We start from the raw sequence: 16,570 nt of genomic DNA on the forward strand, positions 1-16,570 counted from the left end.
GGATAATTTGACATGGATGCGACCACGAAGCTTGACGTGAAACAGGAAGCCGCGGCCCTGCTCGACAGAATGGGCGTCGCCCGCGATCTTTATACCGGCGGCGATATGGCGTCGTTCAGCCCGGTAACGGGTGAACAGATCGCAAGCCTCAAGACCATTTCGGTCGAGGGTGTCGCAGCCGTGGTCGACAAGGCCGATGCCGCCTTCAAGATTTGGCGCAACGTGCCTGCTCCGCGCCGTGGCGAACTGATCCGGCTTCTGGGCGAAGAACTGCGCTCCTTCAAGGCAGATCTCGGTCGGCTCGTCTCGCTGGAAGCGGGCAAGGTCCCGTCCGAAGGTCTCGGCGAAGTGCAGGAGATGATCGATATCTGCGATTTCGCGGTCGGTTTGTCCCGCCAGCTTTACGGCCTCACCATCGCCACCGAACGCCCCGGCCACCGTATGATGGAAACCTGGCATCCGCTCGGCGTTGTCGGCGTTATCTCCGCCTTCAATTTTCCGGTCGCGGTCTGGTCGTGGAACGCGGCGCTCGCGCTGGTCTGCGGCAATTCGGTGGTCTGGAAGCCATCTGAAAAGACCCCGCTGACGGCACTTGCGGTTCAGGGCATCTTCGAACGTGCCGTAGCCCGTTTTGGCGATGCGCCGGAAGGGCTGTCGCAGCTTCTGATCGGCGACCGCGCCGTTGGTGAAGCGTTGGTGGACAACCCCAAGGTTCCCCTAGTTTCTGCCACCGGTTCCACCCGCATGGGCCGCGATGTCGGCCCGCGTCTGGCGAAGCGCTTCGCCCGCGCCATTCTGGAACTGGGCGGCAACAATGCCGGCATCGTCTGCCCGTCTGCCGATCTCGACATGGCGCTGCGCGCCATTGCCTTCGGCGCCATGGGCACGGCCGGCCAGCGCTGCACCACGCTTCGCCGTCTCTTCGTGCATGACAGTGTTTACGACCAGCTCGTGCCGCGTCTGAAAAAGGCCTACGCCTCCGTCTCCGTCGGCAATCCGCTCGAAACATCGGCGCTTGTAGGACCGCTGGTGGACAAGGCGGCTTTCGACGGCATGCAGAAGGCGCTCGAAGCGGCCAAGGCGCATGACGGCGTGGTGAATGGCGGCGGGCGAGTGGATACGGGTGCGCCGGATGCCTATTATGTAAAGCCGGCACTTGTCGAAATGCCTGAACAGGCAGGGCCGGTGTTGGAAGAGACCTTCGCGCCGATCCTTTATGTGATGAAGTACAGCGATCTCGATCAGGCGATTGACGCGCATAACGCCGTTGCCGCTGGTCTGTCGTCGTCGATCTTCACCCGTGACATTCAGGAATCGGAACGTTTCCTGTCTTCGGAAGGCTCGGATTGCGGCATCGCCAACGTCAATATCGGAACCTCGGGCGCGGAAATCGGCGGCGCATTCGGTGGTGAAAAGGAAACCGGCGGTGGCCGCGAATCCGGTTCGGATGCATGGAAGGCCTATATGCGCCGCGCCACCAACACCATCAACTACTCCAAGGCGCTGCCTTTGGCGCAGGGCGTTTCCTTCGATATCGAGTAAATCGCTTCGCAAGTTTGCGCGTTCGATAGCGATATTGATCCATCATGCCGGTGCGGCCAGTCCGCACCGGCATTCGTCTGTTAAGTAGGCTGGATGATGCCTCCTGCGATGATTTACGGGAAAGAGGCGTCTCTGCGGAATTTTATTCCCGCAATATCGCTGATATTGAATTATCCTCTCTCTATCGTTTTCATCGAAAACCCTAGCATTGCTCCATATCGCAAACCGGCCCCAGGGGTCGGCGACAAGGAGCTAAAATGCCAGCCATTACCCGTCGTGCCCTCTTCGCCAGTTTTCTTGTTGCCGCTGCATTATCCGTGCTGCCCTTGCGGGCGCAGGCGGCGGAAGAGCTGAAGATCGGTTATCAGAAAACCGGCCTGCCGGTGATCGCGAGGCAACAGGGCGTCATCGAAAAGGCGCTTGAGGCCAAGGGCGTCAAGGTTTCGTGGGTCGAATTCACCGCAGGCCCGCCGCTGGTGGAGGCCTTGAATGTTGGCTCCATCAATGTCGGCTGGACGGGCGATGCGCCGCCAATCTTCGGTCAGGCGGCCGGTTCGGCCATCGTTTACGTTGCGGCTCTTCCCTCGAACGGTAAGGGTGAGGCGATCTTCACCAAGCCCGAGAGCGGTATAAAGTCGGTTGCCGATCTGAAGGGCAAGAAGGTCGGCGTCGGCAAGGGCACAAGCGCCCACAATCTGCTGGTGGCGGCAATTGAGAAGAACGGCCTGAAATTTAGCGATATCGACGTGGTCTATCTCAGCCCGGCTGACGCGGCGGCAGCCTTTGCCAGCGACAAGATCGACGCCTGGGCCGTCTGGGATCCGTTCTATGCAATTGCCGAGACCCGCTATAAGCCCGTCACTCTGGCCCGCACCAGCGAGGTTCTCAACGTGAGCACCTATTTCCTCGCCAACCGCGACTATGCCAAATCCCATGCCGACACCATCAATATCACGCTTGATGCCCTGGGCGAGGCGGCCAAATGGTCCGCCGCCAACCGCGACAAGGTTGCAGCAGCCCTGCATGAGGTGACAGGTGTACCGCTGGAAGCGCAGACGCTGGCTGCAAACCGTTCGGAATTCGGTATTTCGAAAATCGATGACAAGATCATTGCCAGCCAGCAGGAAACTGCCGACCGCTTTTATCGCCTGGGCCTGATCCCTAAGCAGATCAGCATCAAGGATGCCGTCTGGTCAGGCGCCACAAACTGATCCCGGATACGGAGGGCTTCGCGATGAGCATCAGAAGGCGTATCGAGGCTGGAAGCATCACGGGCTGGTTGCTTCCTGCCATCATTCTTGCCGGCTGGGAGCTTGCTGCCCGCGTCGGTCTCATTTCGGCAAACGTCCTGCCGGCTCCCTCTGCCGTCGCGGAAGCCTTCTGGCGGCTTTTGCTTTCGGGAGAACTTATCGCCAATATCGGTGTCAGCTCCGCTCGCGCTCTGGCCGGTTTCGCCGTTGGCGGCGCGATTGGTTTCATCTTCGGGCTGGCCAACGGACTGTCGCGGTTTTCCCGCAGCTTTACCGACACGACGCTGCAGATGATCCGCAACATCCCGCATCTGGCGCTCATTCCGCTCGTCATCCTCTGGTTCGGCATCGACGAGGAGGCAAAGCTTTTCCTCGTGGCACTCGGAGTGTTTTTCCCCATCTACATCAACACGCTGCTCGGCATTCAGGGGGTCGATCCGCAACTGGTGGAGATGGGGCGTACCTATGGCATGTCGCCCTTCACCCTGTTCCGGCGGGTGATCCTGCCCGGCGCGCTGCCGTCCATTTTCACCGGCCTGCGTTATGCGCTCGGCATCATGTGGCTGACGCTTATCGTGGCGGAAACGATTTCCTCCTCTTCCGGCCTCGGCTACATGGCCATGCAGGCGCGCGAGTTCCTGCTGATCGATGTCGTCGTGCTGTCGATCCTTATTTACGCGCTTCTTGGCAAGCTGGCGGACAGTTTCGCCCGCTTCCTCGAAAGCATCTTCCTGCAGTGGCATCCAGCCTTCAAGAAAGTCTGAGGTAACCCATGTCGACCAGCAATGTTACGACGTTGAGACGCCCCGATGCCCCATCATCCTCCCGTTCCGGGGCAGAGACAAAGGTTGAACAGCGCGGCAAGCAGAACGACAGCAAGGTCGCTTTCAGCTTCCGCAATGTGACCAAGACCTTTGGCGATAAACCGGTTCTGCGCGGCATCGATCTCGATGTGCGGGAAGGCGAGTTTCTGGCTATTATCGGCAAGAGTGGATGCGGCAAGAGCACGCTTCTGCGTATCTTGGCCGGTCTTGATGCGCCCACAAGCGGCACCGTTTCGAAAGACGCATCGAGCCGCACTCGCATGATGTTTCAGGAGCCGCGCCTTCTGCCATGGGAGCGGATCGCAAACAATGTATCCGTGGGCCTGACCGGCATCGCCAAAGGTGAGGCGGCCAACGAGCAGGCGCTTGCCATTCTCGAAGAGGTTGGGCTAAAGGACCGGGCGGGCGAGTGGCCCTATGTCCTGTCTGGAGGCCAGAAGCAGCGCGTGGCGCTGGCACGCGCGCTGGTGGCGCATCCGCAAATTCTGGCGCTGGATGAACCCCTCGGGGCGCTCGATGCACTCACCCGCATCGAAATGCAGCTTCTGCTGGAGCGCATCTGGCGCAAGCAGAAATTCACCGCCGTTCTCGTTACGCACGATGTTTCGGAAGCCGTCGCACTTGCAGACCGCATCGTCGTGATTGATGAGGGGCGCATCGCGCTTGATCTCGATGTGAAACTGCCGCGTCCGCGCCGGCACGGCACCCCGGAATTCGCGCGGCTTGAAGAGCAGGTTCTGAACCAGCTTTTCGGTCGTGGTGAAATCGGTGGGTGATGTGATGGACCGGCAGGGTCGAGACCCTACCGGAACCAGATAATCAGCCGATGCTCATCAGGCTGGCATTGCCGCCGGCAGCCGTTGTGTTGACGCTGACGGAGACTTCTTCCACCAGCCAGTCGAGATTGTAGGGCTGGGTTTCACGGTCAAGCGCTTCCGTCGTGGCGGCCTGAACCAGAACCAGAGGACCGGGCAGGGCGGCGATTTTCTTGTTGATCGCAACGACACGTTCCGCATCGCCCTCGATCAGCGCGCCGGCGAACGGTGCGGATTTTTCCCAGCTGTCAGCCCATGTGATGCGCGAGGTGACGGTTGCCGGCAATCCGTAGATCGACTTTTCCAGCCCCGACGCATTATCGATGACGACCGAGTTGCCGGTGGCAAGCGCTGCCGCAAGCTGGCGATAGAGCCCTTGCTCGGTGGCCGGAATAAGCAGCACCTTGCCGCGCGGATGCAGCGCATAGACGTTGCGTTCGCCGACTGGGCCTGCCAGTTCGGTTTCGAAACCGAGGCCGGAGAGGGCTGCGGCCTGTCTTGCGGCTTCGGCTGCAACGCTCTGGCCGTTTTCATCCAGCCAGCGGGCGAGATCGACAGCCGCCTGGTCCTGCTGGCTGGCAACGCGGTCGATCTTCGGCGCGGTTTGTGTGACGCGGCCGAGATAGAGCGGACCGCCCGCCTTGGGGCCGGTGCCGGAGAGGCCTCGCCCGCCAAAGGGCTGGACGCCGACCACGGCGCCGATGATGTTGCGGTTCACATAGAGATTACCGGCCGCGACGCGCGACAGGACATGCTGGATGGTATCGTCAAGACGCGTATGCAGGCCGAAGGTCAGGCCATAGCCGGTGGCGTTGATCTCGTCGATCAGCCGGTCGAGATTGTCGCGCTTGAACCGGATGACGTGCAGCACCGGCCCGAAGACCTCCTTCTTCAGATCGGCGAGCGATTTCATCTCGATGATTGTCGGTGGCACGAAGGTGCCCTTGCCGGTTTCGCCGGCAAGCGAAATCTGCTCGATCCGGTGGCCGAGTGCGCGCATGCTGTCAACGTGTTTTTCGATGATGCCTTTAGCTTCAGCGGTGATCACGGGGCCGACATCGACGGAAAGGCTATCGGTGCGCCCGATGCGCAATTCGTGCAGCGCGCCTTTCAGCATCGTCAGGGTGCGGTCGGCCACATCTTCCTGCAGGCAGAGAATGCGAAGCGCCGAGCAACGCTGGCCGGCACTGTCGAAGGCAGAGGCGATGACGTCGGCGACGACCTGCTCGGCAAGCGCTGAGGAATCGACGATCATGGCGTTCTGGCCGCCGGTCTCGGCAATCAGGGGAACGGGCTGGCCGTTTGCGAGAACCCGGCCTGCGAGTTGACCCTGGATGAGCCGCGCCACTTCCGTGGATCCGGTGAACATCACACCCGCCGTGAGCGCTGAGCCGACAAGTGCCGCACCGGTCTTGCCGTCACCTGGCAGAAGCTGCACGGCGTCCTGCGGAACGCCTGCCTCATGCAGCAGGCGCACACCCTGCGCGGCAATCAACGGGGTTTCTTCGGCGGGCTTTGCCAGTACCGGATTACCGGCAACCAGTGCTGCCGTTACCTGACCGATGAAGATGGCAAGCGGGAAGTTCCACGGGCTGATGCAGACGACCGGGCCGAGCGGTGTCTCGTTGGCCTTGAAGGTCTTCCGGGCTTCCGCTGCGTAATAACGCAGGAAGTCAATCGCCTCGCGCACCTCGGCAATGGCGTTCGGCATGGATTTTCCGGCCTCGCGCATGATGAGGCCAAGCAGGGCCGGCATCTCGGCCTGCATCCGGTCGGCAGCGCGCTCCAGGCAGGCGGCGCGCTCCTCGACCGGCGTGGAAGACCAGTTGGAGGCTGCGGCCCGTTGCATTGCCGCCTCGACATCGGCCTCTGTCGGTTCGGTTACATAACCGACGACATCATTGTGGTCGCCCGGATTGAGGACCGGGCGTGTCTTTCCGCCTGCATGCGGTGCTGCGGCTTTCCATTCCGTCGTCGCACCTGCCTTAAGGACGTTGTCTAGCGCGGCAAGTGCCGTTTCATTCGAAAGATCGAGGCCGGCGGAATTTGCCCGTTCGGGGCCGAAGAGACCAGCGGGTGCAGCAATGCGGTCGTGCCGTGCGCCGGGAACGGGGTAGGCCTTGACCACGGTGACCGGATCTTCCAGCAGGGAAGCCACCGGTACGGCGGGATCCGCTATGCGGTTGACGAAGGAGGAGTTCGCGCCGTTTTCCAGCAGACGGCGGACAAGATAGGCAAGCAGCGTCTCGTGGGTGCCAACAGGTGCATAAAAGCGGCAGGGACGATCGAGCTTCTTCTTGCCGACGACTTCGCTGTAAAGCGGTTCGCCCATGCCGTGCAGGCACTGGAACTCATAATCACCGAGTTTGAAGTCCGGACCGGCGAGATGGTAGATAGTCGCCATGGATTGGGCGTTGTGGGTCGCAAATTGCGGGAACACGACGTCACGCGCGGCAAGCAGCTTGCGGGCGCAGGCGATATAGGAGACATCCGTGTGCACTTTGCGGGTGAAGACCGGGAAGTCTTCCAGCCCGTCCACCTGTGCGCGCTTGATCTCCGCATCCCAGTAGGCGCCCTTGACAAGACGCACCATGATGCGGCGACCGGCACGTCGGGCGAGATCGATGATGTAGTCGAGAACAAAGGGGCAGCGGCGGCCATAGGCCTGCACAACGAAGCCTAGGCCGTTCCAACCGGCAAGATCCTTGTCGAGCGCCAGTTCCTCCAGAAGATCGAGCGACAGTTCCAGCCGGTCAGCTTCCTCGGCGTCAATGTTGAGGCCGATATCGTATTTCTTGCTGAGCAGCATCAGGGATTTCACACGCGGCAGAAGCTCCGCCATTACCCGCTCTGCCTGCGCACGGGCATAACGCGGATGCAGGGCCGAAAGCTTGATGGAAATTCCGGGGCCACCATAGATGCCACGCCCGGCGGAGGCCTTGCCGATGGCGTGGATCGCGTTTTCGTAGTCCTTGTAATAACGCTCTGCATCCTTGGCGGTGGTCGCTGCTTCGCCGAGCATGTCGTAGGAATATTGGAAACCCTGTTCCTCCAGCGGTTTCGAGCGCTTGATCGCTTCCCCAATCGTTTCGCCGGTCACGAATTGCTCGCCCATCATGCGCATCGCCATATCGACGCCGCGGCGAATGACGGGTTCGCCAGCCCTGGCGATCAGCTTGGTCAGCGCCGCCGAAAGGCCGCTGTCATTGACCGTCGAGGTCAGCTTGCCGGTGATGACGAGACCCCAGGTTGCGGCGTTGACGAACAGCGAGCGCCCGCCGCCAATGTGGGACTTCCAGTCGCCGCGGGCGATCTTGTCGCGGATCAGCGCATCGCGGGTGGCGGTGTCGGGAATGCGCAGCAGTGCTTCGGCAAGGCACATCAGGGCCACGCCCTCATGGCTGGAGAGCGAATATTCCTGCACCAGCCCCTCGACGCCGGTGCCTTTCGTCTTGGCGCGCAACGCCTCGATCAGCTTGGTTGCCGTGGTGCGAATGGCTGCGGCCTGCTCGGGCGTGACGGTCGCAGCATCGATCAGAGGCGCCAGGCACTCTTCCTCTGGGCGGCGGTAAGCGGCGGTAATTGCTTTGCGCAACGGGCTCTGCTCGCGCACGGGCGGTGCAAAATTCTGGAAAATACCGTTCACCGTCTGCTGCGGGTTTACATCGGCTTTGCTTGCACCATCGGCCATTCTGAAAATCCTGAAAAAGCTGTTGAAGACAGACTGTCAGCGGCAGCGTGTCCTCCGCTCGCCGCTTGTCATTCTGCTGCGTACAATATCATTGCCGTAAAAATTGCTATGGTCCTATTTTGAGGATAGAACAGGCCATATGAACTTTTATTATTCAAAATTGGCGTTAAATCACATGGCAAATAGTCATAAAACAGACGATCTGGACCACTTCGATCTCAAGATTCTCGAGGCCCTCAGCGAAGACGGGCGCATGTCGGTGCTGCAACTGTCGAAAAGGGTCGGCCTCTCCAAGACGCCGTGCCAGACACGGCTCAAGCGGTTGGTGGATGAAGGTTATATTCTGGGCTTCCGTGCGGTGCTCAATCCGCAGAAACTGGGCGTCGACCATATCGCCTTCGCCGAGGTCAAGCTTTCCGACACACGCGAAAAGGCACTTGAGGAATTCAACACGGCGGTACGCAAGATCAAGGAGGTGGAGGAATGCCACATGATCGCCGGCGCCTTCGATTATCTACTGAAGGTGCGCACCAGCGATATCCGCAAATACCGAAGGGTGCTCGGCGAAAAAATCTCCAGCCTTCCATCGGTTTCCAACACTTCGACATTCGTCGTGATGCAGTCGGTCAAGGAGACCGGTATCTGACGACGCGGCGAAGAAAAACGGGCAGGCACGAGCCTACCCGTCTAATGCTTTGCGAATTCTGCCAGCTCAGCGCGCAGTGGCTGCGGCGGTAACGGCGCTCATCTGCGCGTCAGGACCGAACTCGTTTTCGTTTTCGATGCCGAGAAGTTCCTGCAGGCGCAATCGCGCGCGGCTGACACGGCTCTTGATTGTGCCAACCGGGCACCCGCAAATCTCGGCTGCTTCTTCGTAAGCAAAGCCCGAGGCGCCAATCAGTAGAATAGCTTCGCGCTGATCGTCGGGCAATTTTGCAAGTGCCGTACGAAAATCCTGAAGATCGACCGAACCATGCTGTTCTGGCGGCACCGACAGGCGCGAGGTGTAAACCCCGTCGGTATCCTGTACTTCGCGGCCGGACTTGCGAATCTGGCTGTAGAATTCGTTACGCAGGATCGTCACCAGCCATGCGCGCATGTTGGTTCCGGGCTGGAAACTCTCCTGTTTCGCCCAGGCCTTCATGATCGTATCCTGCACGAGGTCGTCAGCGCGATCCCTCGAACGGATGAGTGAGATCGCGAATGCGCGCAGGTTTGGCAGTGCCGCCAGCATTTCCCGTTTGAAATTGTATTCTGTCTGCTCCGGCTCTTTCGCCATCATTCCCCCGAAGCCTTGTCTTTGGCTCTGTTTTCGGCTTCATCGAGTTTCTCGAGAAGATCGAGGAATTTGTCAGGGATGCCTTCTTCCTGAACAGCATCGTAGAGTTCCCTAAGCTTGCGGGAAATCACCGCACGTCCAGAGTGCGGGACCTGAGGGTTGGCCGGATTGTCCGGAGAATCTTGGTCCGATTGAAATATGTTCATAACGTCCGGTATTCCTTTTGTGTCGTGGCAAGAATGCGCGATGAAAAAAATAGTTCCGGCGATCCGGAACTTTTTTTATGATGCGCACGTTGCTATCGTGGGTTTGCGTTGCAGACCGCATGAAAGGGGAGAATTCCATGTCAGTTTCTACACGCATCGCACCGCACCTGCCATATCTGCGCAGGTTCGCGCGTGCCGTTTGCGGCTCTCAATCCACTGGCGATGCCTATGTTGCAGCAACACTTGAAGCTCTGATCGCCGATATCAGCATCTTCCCGCCGACAAGCAACGATCGGGTTTCGCTTTATCAATTGTTCGTATCTATTTTTAGTTCCGTCACGATCAATATAAAGGCCGATGAAAACCTGTCAGGTTGGGAAAAGCGCGCTTCCGCCAACCTCTCTGCGGTACCAGCGCTCGCCCGCCAGGCTTTCCTTCTGACCACGGTCGAAGAGTTCACAGCTTCGGAAGCAGCAGAGGTTCTGAGGGTAACTGAAGCCCAGATCGGCCAGCTGATCGATGAGGCTGCCTCTGAAATCGCCCGTCAGGTTGCCACCGATATCATGATTATCGAGGACGAACCTCTGATCGCCATGGATATCGAGCAGATGGTCACCGATCTCGGCCATCGCGTTACGGGTATTGCCCGCACGCATGCGGAGGCGATCGATCTCTTCAACCGCACGCAGCCGAAGATGATCCTTGCCGACATCCAGCTTGCAGACGGCAGCTCCGGGCTTGATGCCATGAAGGAGATCCTTCAGATGACGTCTCTGCCGGTGATCTTCATTACAGCCTTCCCTGAGCGTCTTTTGACGGGTGAGCGGCCCGAGCCGACATTCCTCGTTACGAAGCCGTTCAACCCGGACATGGTGAAAGCGCTTATCAGCCAGGCCCTGTTTTTCAACGAAAGCTCTCGCGTCGCGGCGTGAAATTTGCCGAAACCGTAGACTGTCCGGGAACAACTACGGTACCCGGACGTTCGCGGTTACGGTCGTGAGGTGATCTCACGGCTTTTTGCAGGGAGATGAATTTGCATCGGCTGGCATGGCATAACGCGGAGAGGAACGAGAGCGAGCTACACGATTCGCTCGTCCTCGCTTTGCTCGATTCGGGCGAGACAGTCATGTTACAAGACTGGAACCGCGAGTATATATTCGTGGCCAATCTGCCGGATGTGTGGCGTCTGCCGACCGATAGCCATCCCACGGATGAAAATGTGTTTGGCACCGATCTTTCAGAGCGGCTTGCCGAACTCAAAAAAGATATGAATGTGGTGGGCAGTCGGGGCATGCTGGAAGTTAATGCCGGCAATGACCGGGTTTTCCAGTTCCAGATCCATTCCACCTTCAACCAGGCGAAGCAGGCGGTGATGAAAACCACCATTCGCGAGGTGACGGCGGAACGGCGGCGCGAGCAGCTTTTACGCTCGCTGCTGCGCGAGGTCAGCCACCGTTCCAAGAACCTCCTGGCGATCATCCAGAGCCTTGCAGGCCAGACGGCCCGTTTCAGCCTCACCAAGGAAGATTTTCTGCGCAAGTTTCGGGGCCGGTTACACGCTCTTGCCCAAAGTCAGGATCTCATCACGGATTCCGACTGGAGAGGTGCTCGCATATTCGAGCTTCTTCGCCAGCAATTCGATCTCTATGTGCCGGAATATCCTAATCTCATCCACATGGAAGGTGAAAACCTGCTGCTCAATCCGAATGGGGCGCTTTATATCGGTCTGGCTTTCCATGAGCTGGTCGTCAATACGGTCAGCCACAGCGGCAATCTCGCCTATCATCCGCCAATCTCGCTGCAATGCCGACAGGAAGGCGATTTTTGTATCGTTGAGTGGATAGAGCCGATTATGCCATCGAAAGAGCCGGCGCAGGCGAGGCGCGGCAGTTTCGGCAGCGTCGTGCTGGAAAAGGTCGTTCCATCCGCATTGGGCGGGAATGCCGAATATCACCTCACGCCGGAGCGGATCGTCTACCGGCTGAAATTTCCTTCCGGGGACGTCACCGACATTTGAAATTTCGAAATAATGGCCCTCGGCTGGAGACCTGCCTCATAGGCAGTACTTCGGCCGTTTTTGCGAGAACGCAATAAAAAAGTACGGCCCATGAAAGAGCCGTGCTTTTTTATTATGACAGGTTTTCAGGGGTGAAACCTGTTTATTGTCAGCCAAGCTTCAGGCGGGGACGGGGGAATTGCTTGGCCTGCAGCAAAAATGCATCCGCCCTAATTCGGTTCCACTAAAACGTATTTTTTTTGCGGAGGGCGAAATTAGCTGCTTTTCGTCTGCAGGTACGGGGATCAAGCACGCCATTTTTCAAAGCGGGCCTGCCTGATCGGGTCGCTTGGGTATAAAATAGCGCATCGGCGCTTCAAGCGACCATTCGAACCCGGTTTCGCGATACTCCGTCACCACCTGTCCGCCGAATGCGCCTTCCGCATGCCTTTTGATGACCGTGGTACCAAAGCCCTTGCGGCTTGGTTCCGTCGCCGGTGGCCCGCCCGTTTCGGTCCAGACGATATAAATCATCTGACGTCCATCTTTTTCGAGCGGCTTCCAGCTCACCGTGATTTTTCCGAGCGCAACCGACAGGGCGCCGTATTTGATGGAATTCGTCGTCAGCTCATGCACTACGAGCCCAAAATTTTGCGCCGCTTCCGGAGAAAGCATGAAATCGTCCCCAGACAGCTCGAAGCGTTCCGAAACGGTGCCGAAAACGTCGAGGTGGGTCTCGATCAGCTTACGGATCGGCAAGCCCTGCCATTGAACCTCCGCCAATGCCCGGATCGACATTCCGAGACCGCGCAGACGGTGGTCCACCTCTTTCTGGAATTCCGGGATGCTTTTGTTTTCCCGCCCCAATTGCCGGATCATTGCCTGAACCAGCGTCAGAATATTCTTGGAGCGGTGAACCAGTTCGTGCAGCAGAAGTTGCAGCCGTTCTTCCGACTGGCTTCTGTCGAAGGAAGCATTGGAGAGCGCGACGGCGACCTGGTTGGCTTCCTTGATCTTGGTATCGACAGGCGCCACGATCTCGCCTTCACCGATGCGTTCAGCCATGAGCGTGAGATCGCGAATGGAACTGCGCAACTGCCGGCCGACCAGATAGGCGCCGCCGATGGCGATGAGCACCAGCATCGTGCTGCCGATCATCATTTGTCGCCACGTGTCGACCAATGCTGCCTGACTTGCGGCAAGTGGCCCCCACATCACGGTTCGCCATTGCCAGCCCGGCAATTGGGCATAGGCATAGAGGTTACCCTTGTCGTCGAAGAAATTACCGCTGAAGGCCTGCATTTCTGAAAGAATGGCAGGGCTGGCAAATGGCTTGCCCACTTCCACCCCATTCTGCGCACTGGAAACGACAACACGATTGTTACCGTCGATAATGGCGACCGCCCAGTTGCGCGGCAGGTTTTCCGTGGGAATGAGCCGGCTCAGGTCACTTGTATTCTGCGTCAGGATCAGGGCATCTCCGGCGGACCCCAGATTGGGGTCGAGCGGCAAGGTAACGTTGAACACCCATTCCTTGCTCGTCGCGCCGAAAAACATGTCCGAAACGGTGATCCGACGGGATTCGATTGCCTTGGCCAGATTGGCCTCGGCCGGCACCTTGCTGAGAGGCTGGCCAAATGACACCCGGGTATTGAGATACTGTTCGCCTTCCTTGGTAGCCAGAATGGCGTACAGGCCCTCCCGTTTCAGGCTTTCGGCAACACGTCCCTGAAAAGCGGCAAGATTGCCATTCTCGAGTTCCGGGAATTGCGACAGCAGATTGAGGGAGGTGGCGATTTCCTGCAGGCGCCTATCGATGTTGCGGCTGACGACCCTGACATCCTCGATCGTCTCCCTTTGCAGGTCGTCGCGCTTTTCGCTTTCAAGGCGCAGCATCAAGTAGCCGCCGAAAAGGATAAGCGGCAGGGTGATGACGGTTGCCATCACCACCAGATAGGTGCCGATGGAGGCCGTCGGAAAAAAATTCGCACTGCGTCGACGTAAAGCCGAGAACGTGTTTTTCAGTTTTTTGCCGGGTTGAGGCATGCAAAAACTCCGGCAGTTACGGCATTGTTACGTCAAGGATAATACCGCGCCATCCTCCTTTAGCAATGCCTGATTTTTTCGTTCGGGAGCCGCAAAATGTCGCAATCGCGTCTATGCGACTGAAAAAATCGGAACCATTTCAATGGTCAGCCCGTTTGCAAAGCGAACCGGTCATGGAGTGGAAAGCGAAATTCGTCACCGCCCGGCCAGTCGAAAACGATGAAAGGAAGGTACGAAAATGGCAAAGAAACTTACGATACTCGTCACCGCCGCCCTGATGGGCACGACGGCTTTCGCGCCGCTTGCCATCGCCCAGGGTACAACCCAGCCAGCACCGGCAAATCCGAGTGCTCAGACCGAACCGGCAACGCCTCCCGCCACCCCGATGGCGCCGGCGGCTCCTCTGGCCAATGATAGCGCGGCCGCGACGACGGGCGGTGCTTACATCACCCAGCAGGGCGAAACGCAGATCAGCGCCAATGATTACATCGGCAAGTCGGTTTATACCGCAGCCGACGAGAGCATCGGTAACGTCACCAACCTCATCATGGAAAAAGACGGTGGTCTCGTCGCAGCCGTGATTGGTGTCGGCGGTTTCCTCGGTATCGGTGCCAAGGATGTCGCGGTGCCTATGGACAAGGTAACGATGACCCGCAACACGCAGGACGGCACCATTCGCCTGACGACGACCGAAACGGCGGAAACGCTGAAGGCTGCTCCGGAATTCAAGACGCTGGAACAGCAGGCCAGCGAAAAGAGCGCGGCAACGCCTGCAGCTCCGGACAGCACCACCACGTCCGCCACCAAGCCCTGATCCCCTTACCTGGGAGGCAGGAGCGGGATCGACCTCAACAGGCGTCCCGCGAGAGACACCGGCCATTGGCCGGTGTCTTTTTGTTTTAAATTGCGTTCGCTCAGTCCCCGGCGTTGCGCGAGGAATGCCAAGCCCAGGCGGATTTGATGATATCAGACAGGGAATAACGCGGCTCCCAGCCCAACACCGCCTTTGCCTTGTCGTTATTGGCGACAAGGGTGGTGGAATCGCCATCGCGGCGGTCGGTATATTCCACCGGGAAGGGGCGGCCGGATACGTCCGAAATCGCCGCCAGCAACTCTTTCACAGTCGTGCCGGTGCCGGTGCCAAGGTTGAGTTCAACCGTTTCACCGCCCGCCAGCAGATAGTCCACTGCCCGCACATGGGCGTCGGCAAGATCGAGAATATGGATGTAGTCACGCACGCAGGTGCCGTCGCGGGTGTCATAATCCGTGCCGAACACCTTGAAGCCTTGACGCCGACCGAGTGCCGCCTCGATGGCGAGCGGGATTGCGTGGGTTTCCGGCTTGTGCCATTCGCCGATGCGGCCTTCGAAATCTGCACCTGCGGCGTTGAAATAGCGCAGCATCACCGAGCGCAGCCCCTTATAGGTGCTGTAATCCTTCAGCGCCTGCTCGACTACCCATTTGGTGCGGCCGTAAGGGTTGATCGGCGCCTGACGGTGCGTCTCGTCAATCGGCACCTGTTCCGGCAAACCGTAGGTGGCGCAGGTAGAGGAGAAGACAAATGCCGTGACCCCGGCATCGATGGCGGCAGACAGCAGGTTGAGCGAACCGATGACGTTGTTGTCGTAGAAGGCCACGGGTTGCTTTACCGATTCGCCGACTTCAATCAACGCCGCAAAGTGGAGTACGGCCTCCGGCTGGTGCTTGGCGAAAACCTCGTCCAGGCGTGCGCGGTCGCGAATGTCGCCCTGCTCGAAGGGTCCCCAGCGGACGAATTCCTCATGTCCATTGGACAGATTGTCGAAAACGACCGGTTCATATCCCCGCTCCGACAGGAGAAGGCAGGTATGCGAACCGATATAGCCGGCACCGCCGACGACAAGGACTTTCTTCTTCATCAATCGCCTTTCAGAAAAAAAACGGGACGTGCGGGAGACTGTATTTCACTTTGTTCAAATAAGGGCGGCGTGGCACTGAGCACCATCAACCAGTCTATCCATCGCGGGTAACATAAAAAAAACTGCGCATCCATGGTCTGGATGCGCAGCAACGAATGAGAGTTTGACGAAGAGCCTTAGACGCGCCCGAAGGCGTGCTTATTTCTTTTTCCTGGTGTTGGCTCTGGTTGCCAGAAAGCCGGCAGCCATGGCAACGGCGAGCGTCGCGTAGGGGCGCGCCTGGATCGCCAGCGTCAGGAGCGACTGCAGCGCCAGAGGTGCTGCGGTCAAGGGAGCCGCCGTCAAGGATGCGACGGGTCGTCTTGCGGCATAGGCTCTCGGACGTTTGACGATCGCAAGCGCCACCAACATGATGACACCAAGCAGAAACGCCGTACCGGCTACGACAAGCGCGGCCGGCCCTGCGCCGACATGCCGGGCAAGATAGATGGACCCCGCCACGACAGCCGCTACGAAGGCGATCAGGAAGAATATCCCGGTCAGCACCCAAAGGATTATCGTGGAGCGCAGGCGCCGCGTCACGACGCGTCCTTCACGCTGGGTGTCTCCCAGATAGACCAGCAATGCCTCAAGCATGATGCGGCCTTATCGACGTGTGAGGAGAGCGAGCACGAAACCGACACCAACGGCGATGCCGAGGGACTGCAGCGGGTTCTTCTGGACCTGATCCGTCAGATTGTCGTTCAGCGAGGAAATTTCGTTGCGAACGCTGTCGGCCATCTCGCCGGAAGCGGTCAGTGCGTCGTCGGCCACGCGGGCGGCCTGCGCCTTCAATTCATGCGAGGCTCCAACGCCCAGCGCCTTAACGCTCTTGGCAAGATTTGCCAGATCTTCGCGAAGTTGGGCAAGCTGTGCTGCCACATCGGCTGCATCGCCGTTCTCGAGGGATTGCTGGATCTTGTCGTTGACGCTGCTACGCACGCTTGCCATGGGTGAAGTCCTTCCTGGAACATCGTTGATGGA

The 16,570-nt window shown here is 58.9% G+C and carries 15 protein-coding genes; 8 read left to right on the forward strand and 7 right to left on the reverse strand.

Features of this window, described 5'->3' with window-relative positions:
* The first annotated feature begins 12 nt into the window (after positions 1–12).
* From amaB to ACQZ6D_RS26095, 4 genes are all read left to right on the forward strand, one after another.
* Entirely contained in the window at positions 13–1,542 is a 1,530-nt protein-coding gene (amaB, locus tag ACQZ6D_RS26080) for an L-piperidine-6-carboxylate dehydrogenase (protein WP_013762124.1), read from the forward strand.
* Between the two features lie 257 nt (positions 1,543–1,799).
* Positions 1,800–2,753: an aliphatic sulfonate ABC transporter substrate-binding protein gene (locus tag ACQZ6D_RS26085; RefSeq protein WP_448730411.1), complete on the forward strand. Its 954-nt coding sequence runs from the start codon at positions 1,800–1,802 to the stop codon at positions 2,751–2,753.
* Between the two features lie 23 nt (positions 2,754–2,776).
* Positions 2,777–3,556: an ABC transporter permease subunit gene (locus tag ACQZ6D_RS26090; protein WP_004432039.1), complete on the forward strand. Its 780-nt coding sequence runs from the start codon at positions 2,777–2,779 to the stop codon at positions 3,554–3,556.
* Between the two features lie 8 nt (positions 3,557–3,564).
* Positions 3,565–4,392, forward strand: a complete 828-nt coding sequence (locus ACQZ6D_RS26095) for an ABC transporter ATP-binding protein (protein ID WP_448730410.1) — start codon at positions 3,565–3,567, stop codon at positions 4,390–4,392.
* Between the two features lie 43 nt (positions 4,393–4,435).
* On the opposite strand, the gene putA is transcribed toward ACQZ6D_RS26095, so the two are convergent.
* Complete coding sequence (gene putA / locus ACQZ6D_RS26100; RefSeq protein ID WP_448730409.1) at positions 4,436–8,122, reverse strand: trifunctional transcriptional regulator/proline dehydrogenase/L-glutamate gamma-semialdehyde dehydrogenase; 3,687 nt, start codon at positions 8,120–8,122, stop codon at positions 4,436–4,438.
* A 175-nt stretch (positions 8,123–8,297) separates the two neighbouring features.
* Between putA and ACQZ6D_RS26105 the strand changes: the two genes are divergently transcribed.
* Positions 8,298–8,768 (forward strand): Lrp/AsnC ligand binding domain-containing protein, encoded by a 471-nt coding sequence (locus tag ACQZ6D_RS26105; RefSeq protein ID WP_004432060.1) that lies wholly within the window; start codon positions 8,298–8,300, stop codon positions 8,766–8,768.
* A 66-nt stretch (positions 8,769–8,834) separates the two neighbouring features.
* On the opposite strand, the gene ACQZ6D_RS26110 is transcribed toward ACQZ6D_RS26105, so the two are convergent.
* Together ACQZ6D_RS26110 and ACQZ6D_RS26115 are read right to left on the reverse strand one after the other, a co-directional pair.
* Positions 8,835–9,401: an RNA polymerase sigma factor gene (locus tag ACQZ6D_RS26110; RefSeq protein ID WP_004432061.1), complete on the reverse strand. Its 567-nt coding sequence runs from the start codon at positions 9,399–9,401 to the stop codon at positions 8,835–8,837.
* Positions 9,401–9,607 carry a NepR family anti-sigma factor gene (locus tag ACQZ6D_RS26115; RefSeq protein WP_004432062.1) on the reverse strand — a complete coding sequence of 69 codons (207 nt, stop codon included), beginning with the start codon at positions 9,605–9,607 and terminating at the stop codon, positions 9,401–9,403. The genes ACQZ6D_RS26110 and ACQZ6D_RS26115 overlap by 1 nt, the downstream gene beginning before the upstream one ends.
* A gap of 137 nt (positions 9,608–9,744) precedes the next feature.
* On the opposite strand from ACQZ6D_RS26115, the gene ACQZ6D_RS26120 reads away from it, so the two are divergent.
* Both ACQZ6D_RS26120 and ACQZ6D_RS26125 read left to right on the forward strand, forming a co-directional pair.
* Complete coding sequence (locus ACQZ6D_RS26120) at positions 9,745–10,539, forward strand: response regulator (RefSeq protein WP_004432063.1); 795 nt, start codon at positions 9,745–9,747, stop codon at positions 10,537–10,539.
* Positions 10,540–10,634: 95 nt separating this feature from the next.
* Positions 10,635–11,624: a sensor histidine kinase gene (locus tag ACQZ6D_RS26125; RefSeq protein ID WP_333704563.1), complete on the forward strand. Its 990-nt coding sequence runs from the start codon at positions 10,635–10,637 to the stop codon at positions 11,622–11,624.
* 300 nt (positions 11,625–11,924) lie between these two features.
* Here ACQZ6D_RS26125 and ACQZ6D_RS26130 read toward each other — a convergent pair whose 3' ends face one another.
* Positions 11,925–13,649: a sensor histidine kinase gene (locus tag ACQZ6D_RS26130; protein ID WP_019566500.1), complete on the reverse strand. Its 1,725-nt coding sequence runs from the start codon at positions 13,647–13,649 to the stop codon at positions 11,925–11,927.
* A 238-nt stretch (positions 13,650–13,887) separates the two neighbouring features.
* On the opposite strand from ACQZ6D_RS26130, the gene ACQZ6D_RS26135 reads away from it, so the two are divergent.
* Positions 13,888–14,463 (forward strand): PRC-barrel domain-containing protein, encoded by a 576-nt coding sequence (locus ACQZ6D_RS26135; protein ID WP_004432071.1) that lies wholly within the window; start codon positions 13,888–13,890, stop codon positions 14,461–14,463.
* Positions 14,464–14,563: 100 nt separating this feature from the next.
* Here ACQZ6D_RS26135 and galE read toward each other — a convergent pair whose 3' ends face one another.
* The 3 genes from galE to ACQZ6D_RS26150 form a co-directional block, all read right to left on the reverse strand.
* The gene (gene galE, locus ACQZ6D_RS26140) at positions 14,564–15,547 is read right to left on the reverse strand and encodes a UDP-glucose 4-epimerase GalE (RefSeq protein WP_004432073.1); all 984 of its coding nucleotides are present in this window, start codon (positions 15,545–15,547) and stop codon (positions 14,564–14,566) included.
* A 198-nt stretch (positions 15,548–15,745) separates the two neighbouring features.
* On the reverse strand, positions 15,746–16,183 hold the full coding sequence (locus ACQZ6D_RS26145; protein WP_065663266.1) for a hypothetical protein: 438 nt from the start codon (positions 16,181–16,183) through the stop codon (positions 15,746–15,748).
* Between the two features lie 9 nt (positions 16,184–16,192).
* Positions 16,193–16,537, reverse strand: a complete 345-nt coding sequence (locus ACQZ6D_RS26150) for a DUF883 family protein (RefSeq protein ID WP_004432077.1) — start codon at positions 16,535–16,537, stop codon at positions 16,193–16,195.
* Positions 16,538–16,570: the final 33 nt, after the last annotated feature.

This window comes from Agrobacterium sp. 22-3639C2, from assembly GCF_053522105.1.

Excerpts from the sequence above, each read along its gene's own strand:
- ACQZ6D_RS26085 (WP_448730411.1), top strand. The coding sequence starts at position 1,800 with ATGCCAGCCATTACCCGTCGTGCCCTCTTCGCCAGTTTTCTTGTTGCC.
- ACQZ6D_RS26095 (WP_448730410.1), top strand. The coding sequence starts at position 3,565 with ATGTCGACCAGCAATGTTACGACGTTGAGACGCCCCGATGCCCCATCA.
- ACQZ6D_RS26125 (WP_333704563.1), top strand. The coding sequence starts at position 10,635 with ATGAATTTGCATCGGCTGGCATGGCATAACGCGGAGAGGAACGAGAGC.
- ACQZ6D_RS26130 (WP_019566500.1), bottom strand. The coding sequence starts at position 13,649 with ATGCCTCAACCCGGCAAAAAACTGAAAAACACGTTCTCGGCTTTACGT.
- putA (WP_448730409.1), bottom strand. The coding sequence starts at position 8,122 with ATGGCCGATGGTGCAAGCAAAGCCGATGTAAACCCGCAGCAGACGGTG.
- ACQZ6D_RS26145 (WP_065663266.1), bottom strand. The coding sequence starts at position 16,183 with ATGCTTGAGGCATTGCTGGTCTATCTGGGAGACACCCAGCGTGAAGGA.
- ACQZ6D_RS26150 (WP_004432077.1), bottom strand. The coding sequence starts at position 16,537 with ATGGCAAGCGTGCGTAGCAGCGTCAACGACAAGATCCAGCAATCCCTC.
- ACQZ6D_RS26110 (WP_004432061.1), bottom strand. The coding sequence starts at position 9,401 with ATGGCGAAAGAGCCGGAGCAGACAGAATACAATTTCAAACGGGAAATG.
- ACQZ6D_RS26105 (WP_004432060.1), top strand. The coding sequence starts at position 8,298 with ATGGCAAATAGTCATAAAACAGACGATCTGGACCACTTCGATCTCAAG.
- ACQZ6D_RS26135 (WP_004432071.1), top strand. The coding sequence starts at position 13,888 with ATGGCAAAGAAACTTACGATACTCGTCACCGCCGCCCTGATGGGCACG.
- amaB (WP_013762124.1), top strand. The coding sequence starts at position 13 with ATGGATGCGACCACGAAGCTTGACGTGAAACAGGAAGCCGCGGCCCTG.
- ACQZ6D_RS26115 (WP_004432062.1), bottom strand. The coding sequence starts at position 9,607 with ATGAACATATTTCAATCGGACCAAGATTCTCCGGACAATCCGGCCAAC.
- galE (WP_004432073.1), bottom strand. The coding sequence starts at position 15,547 with ATGAAGAAGAAAGTCCTTGTCGTCGGCGGTGCCGGCTATATCGGTTCG.
- ACQZ6D_RS26090 (WP_004432039.1), top strand. The coding sequence starts at position 2,777 with ATGAGCATCAGAAGGCGTATCGAGGCTGGAAGCATCACGGGCTGGTTG.
- ACQZ6D_RS26120 (WP_004432063.1), top strand. The coding sequence starts at position 9,745 with ATGTCAGTTTCTACACGCATCGCACCGCACCTGCCATATCTGCGCAGG.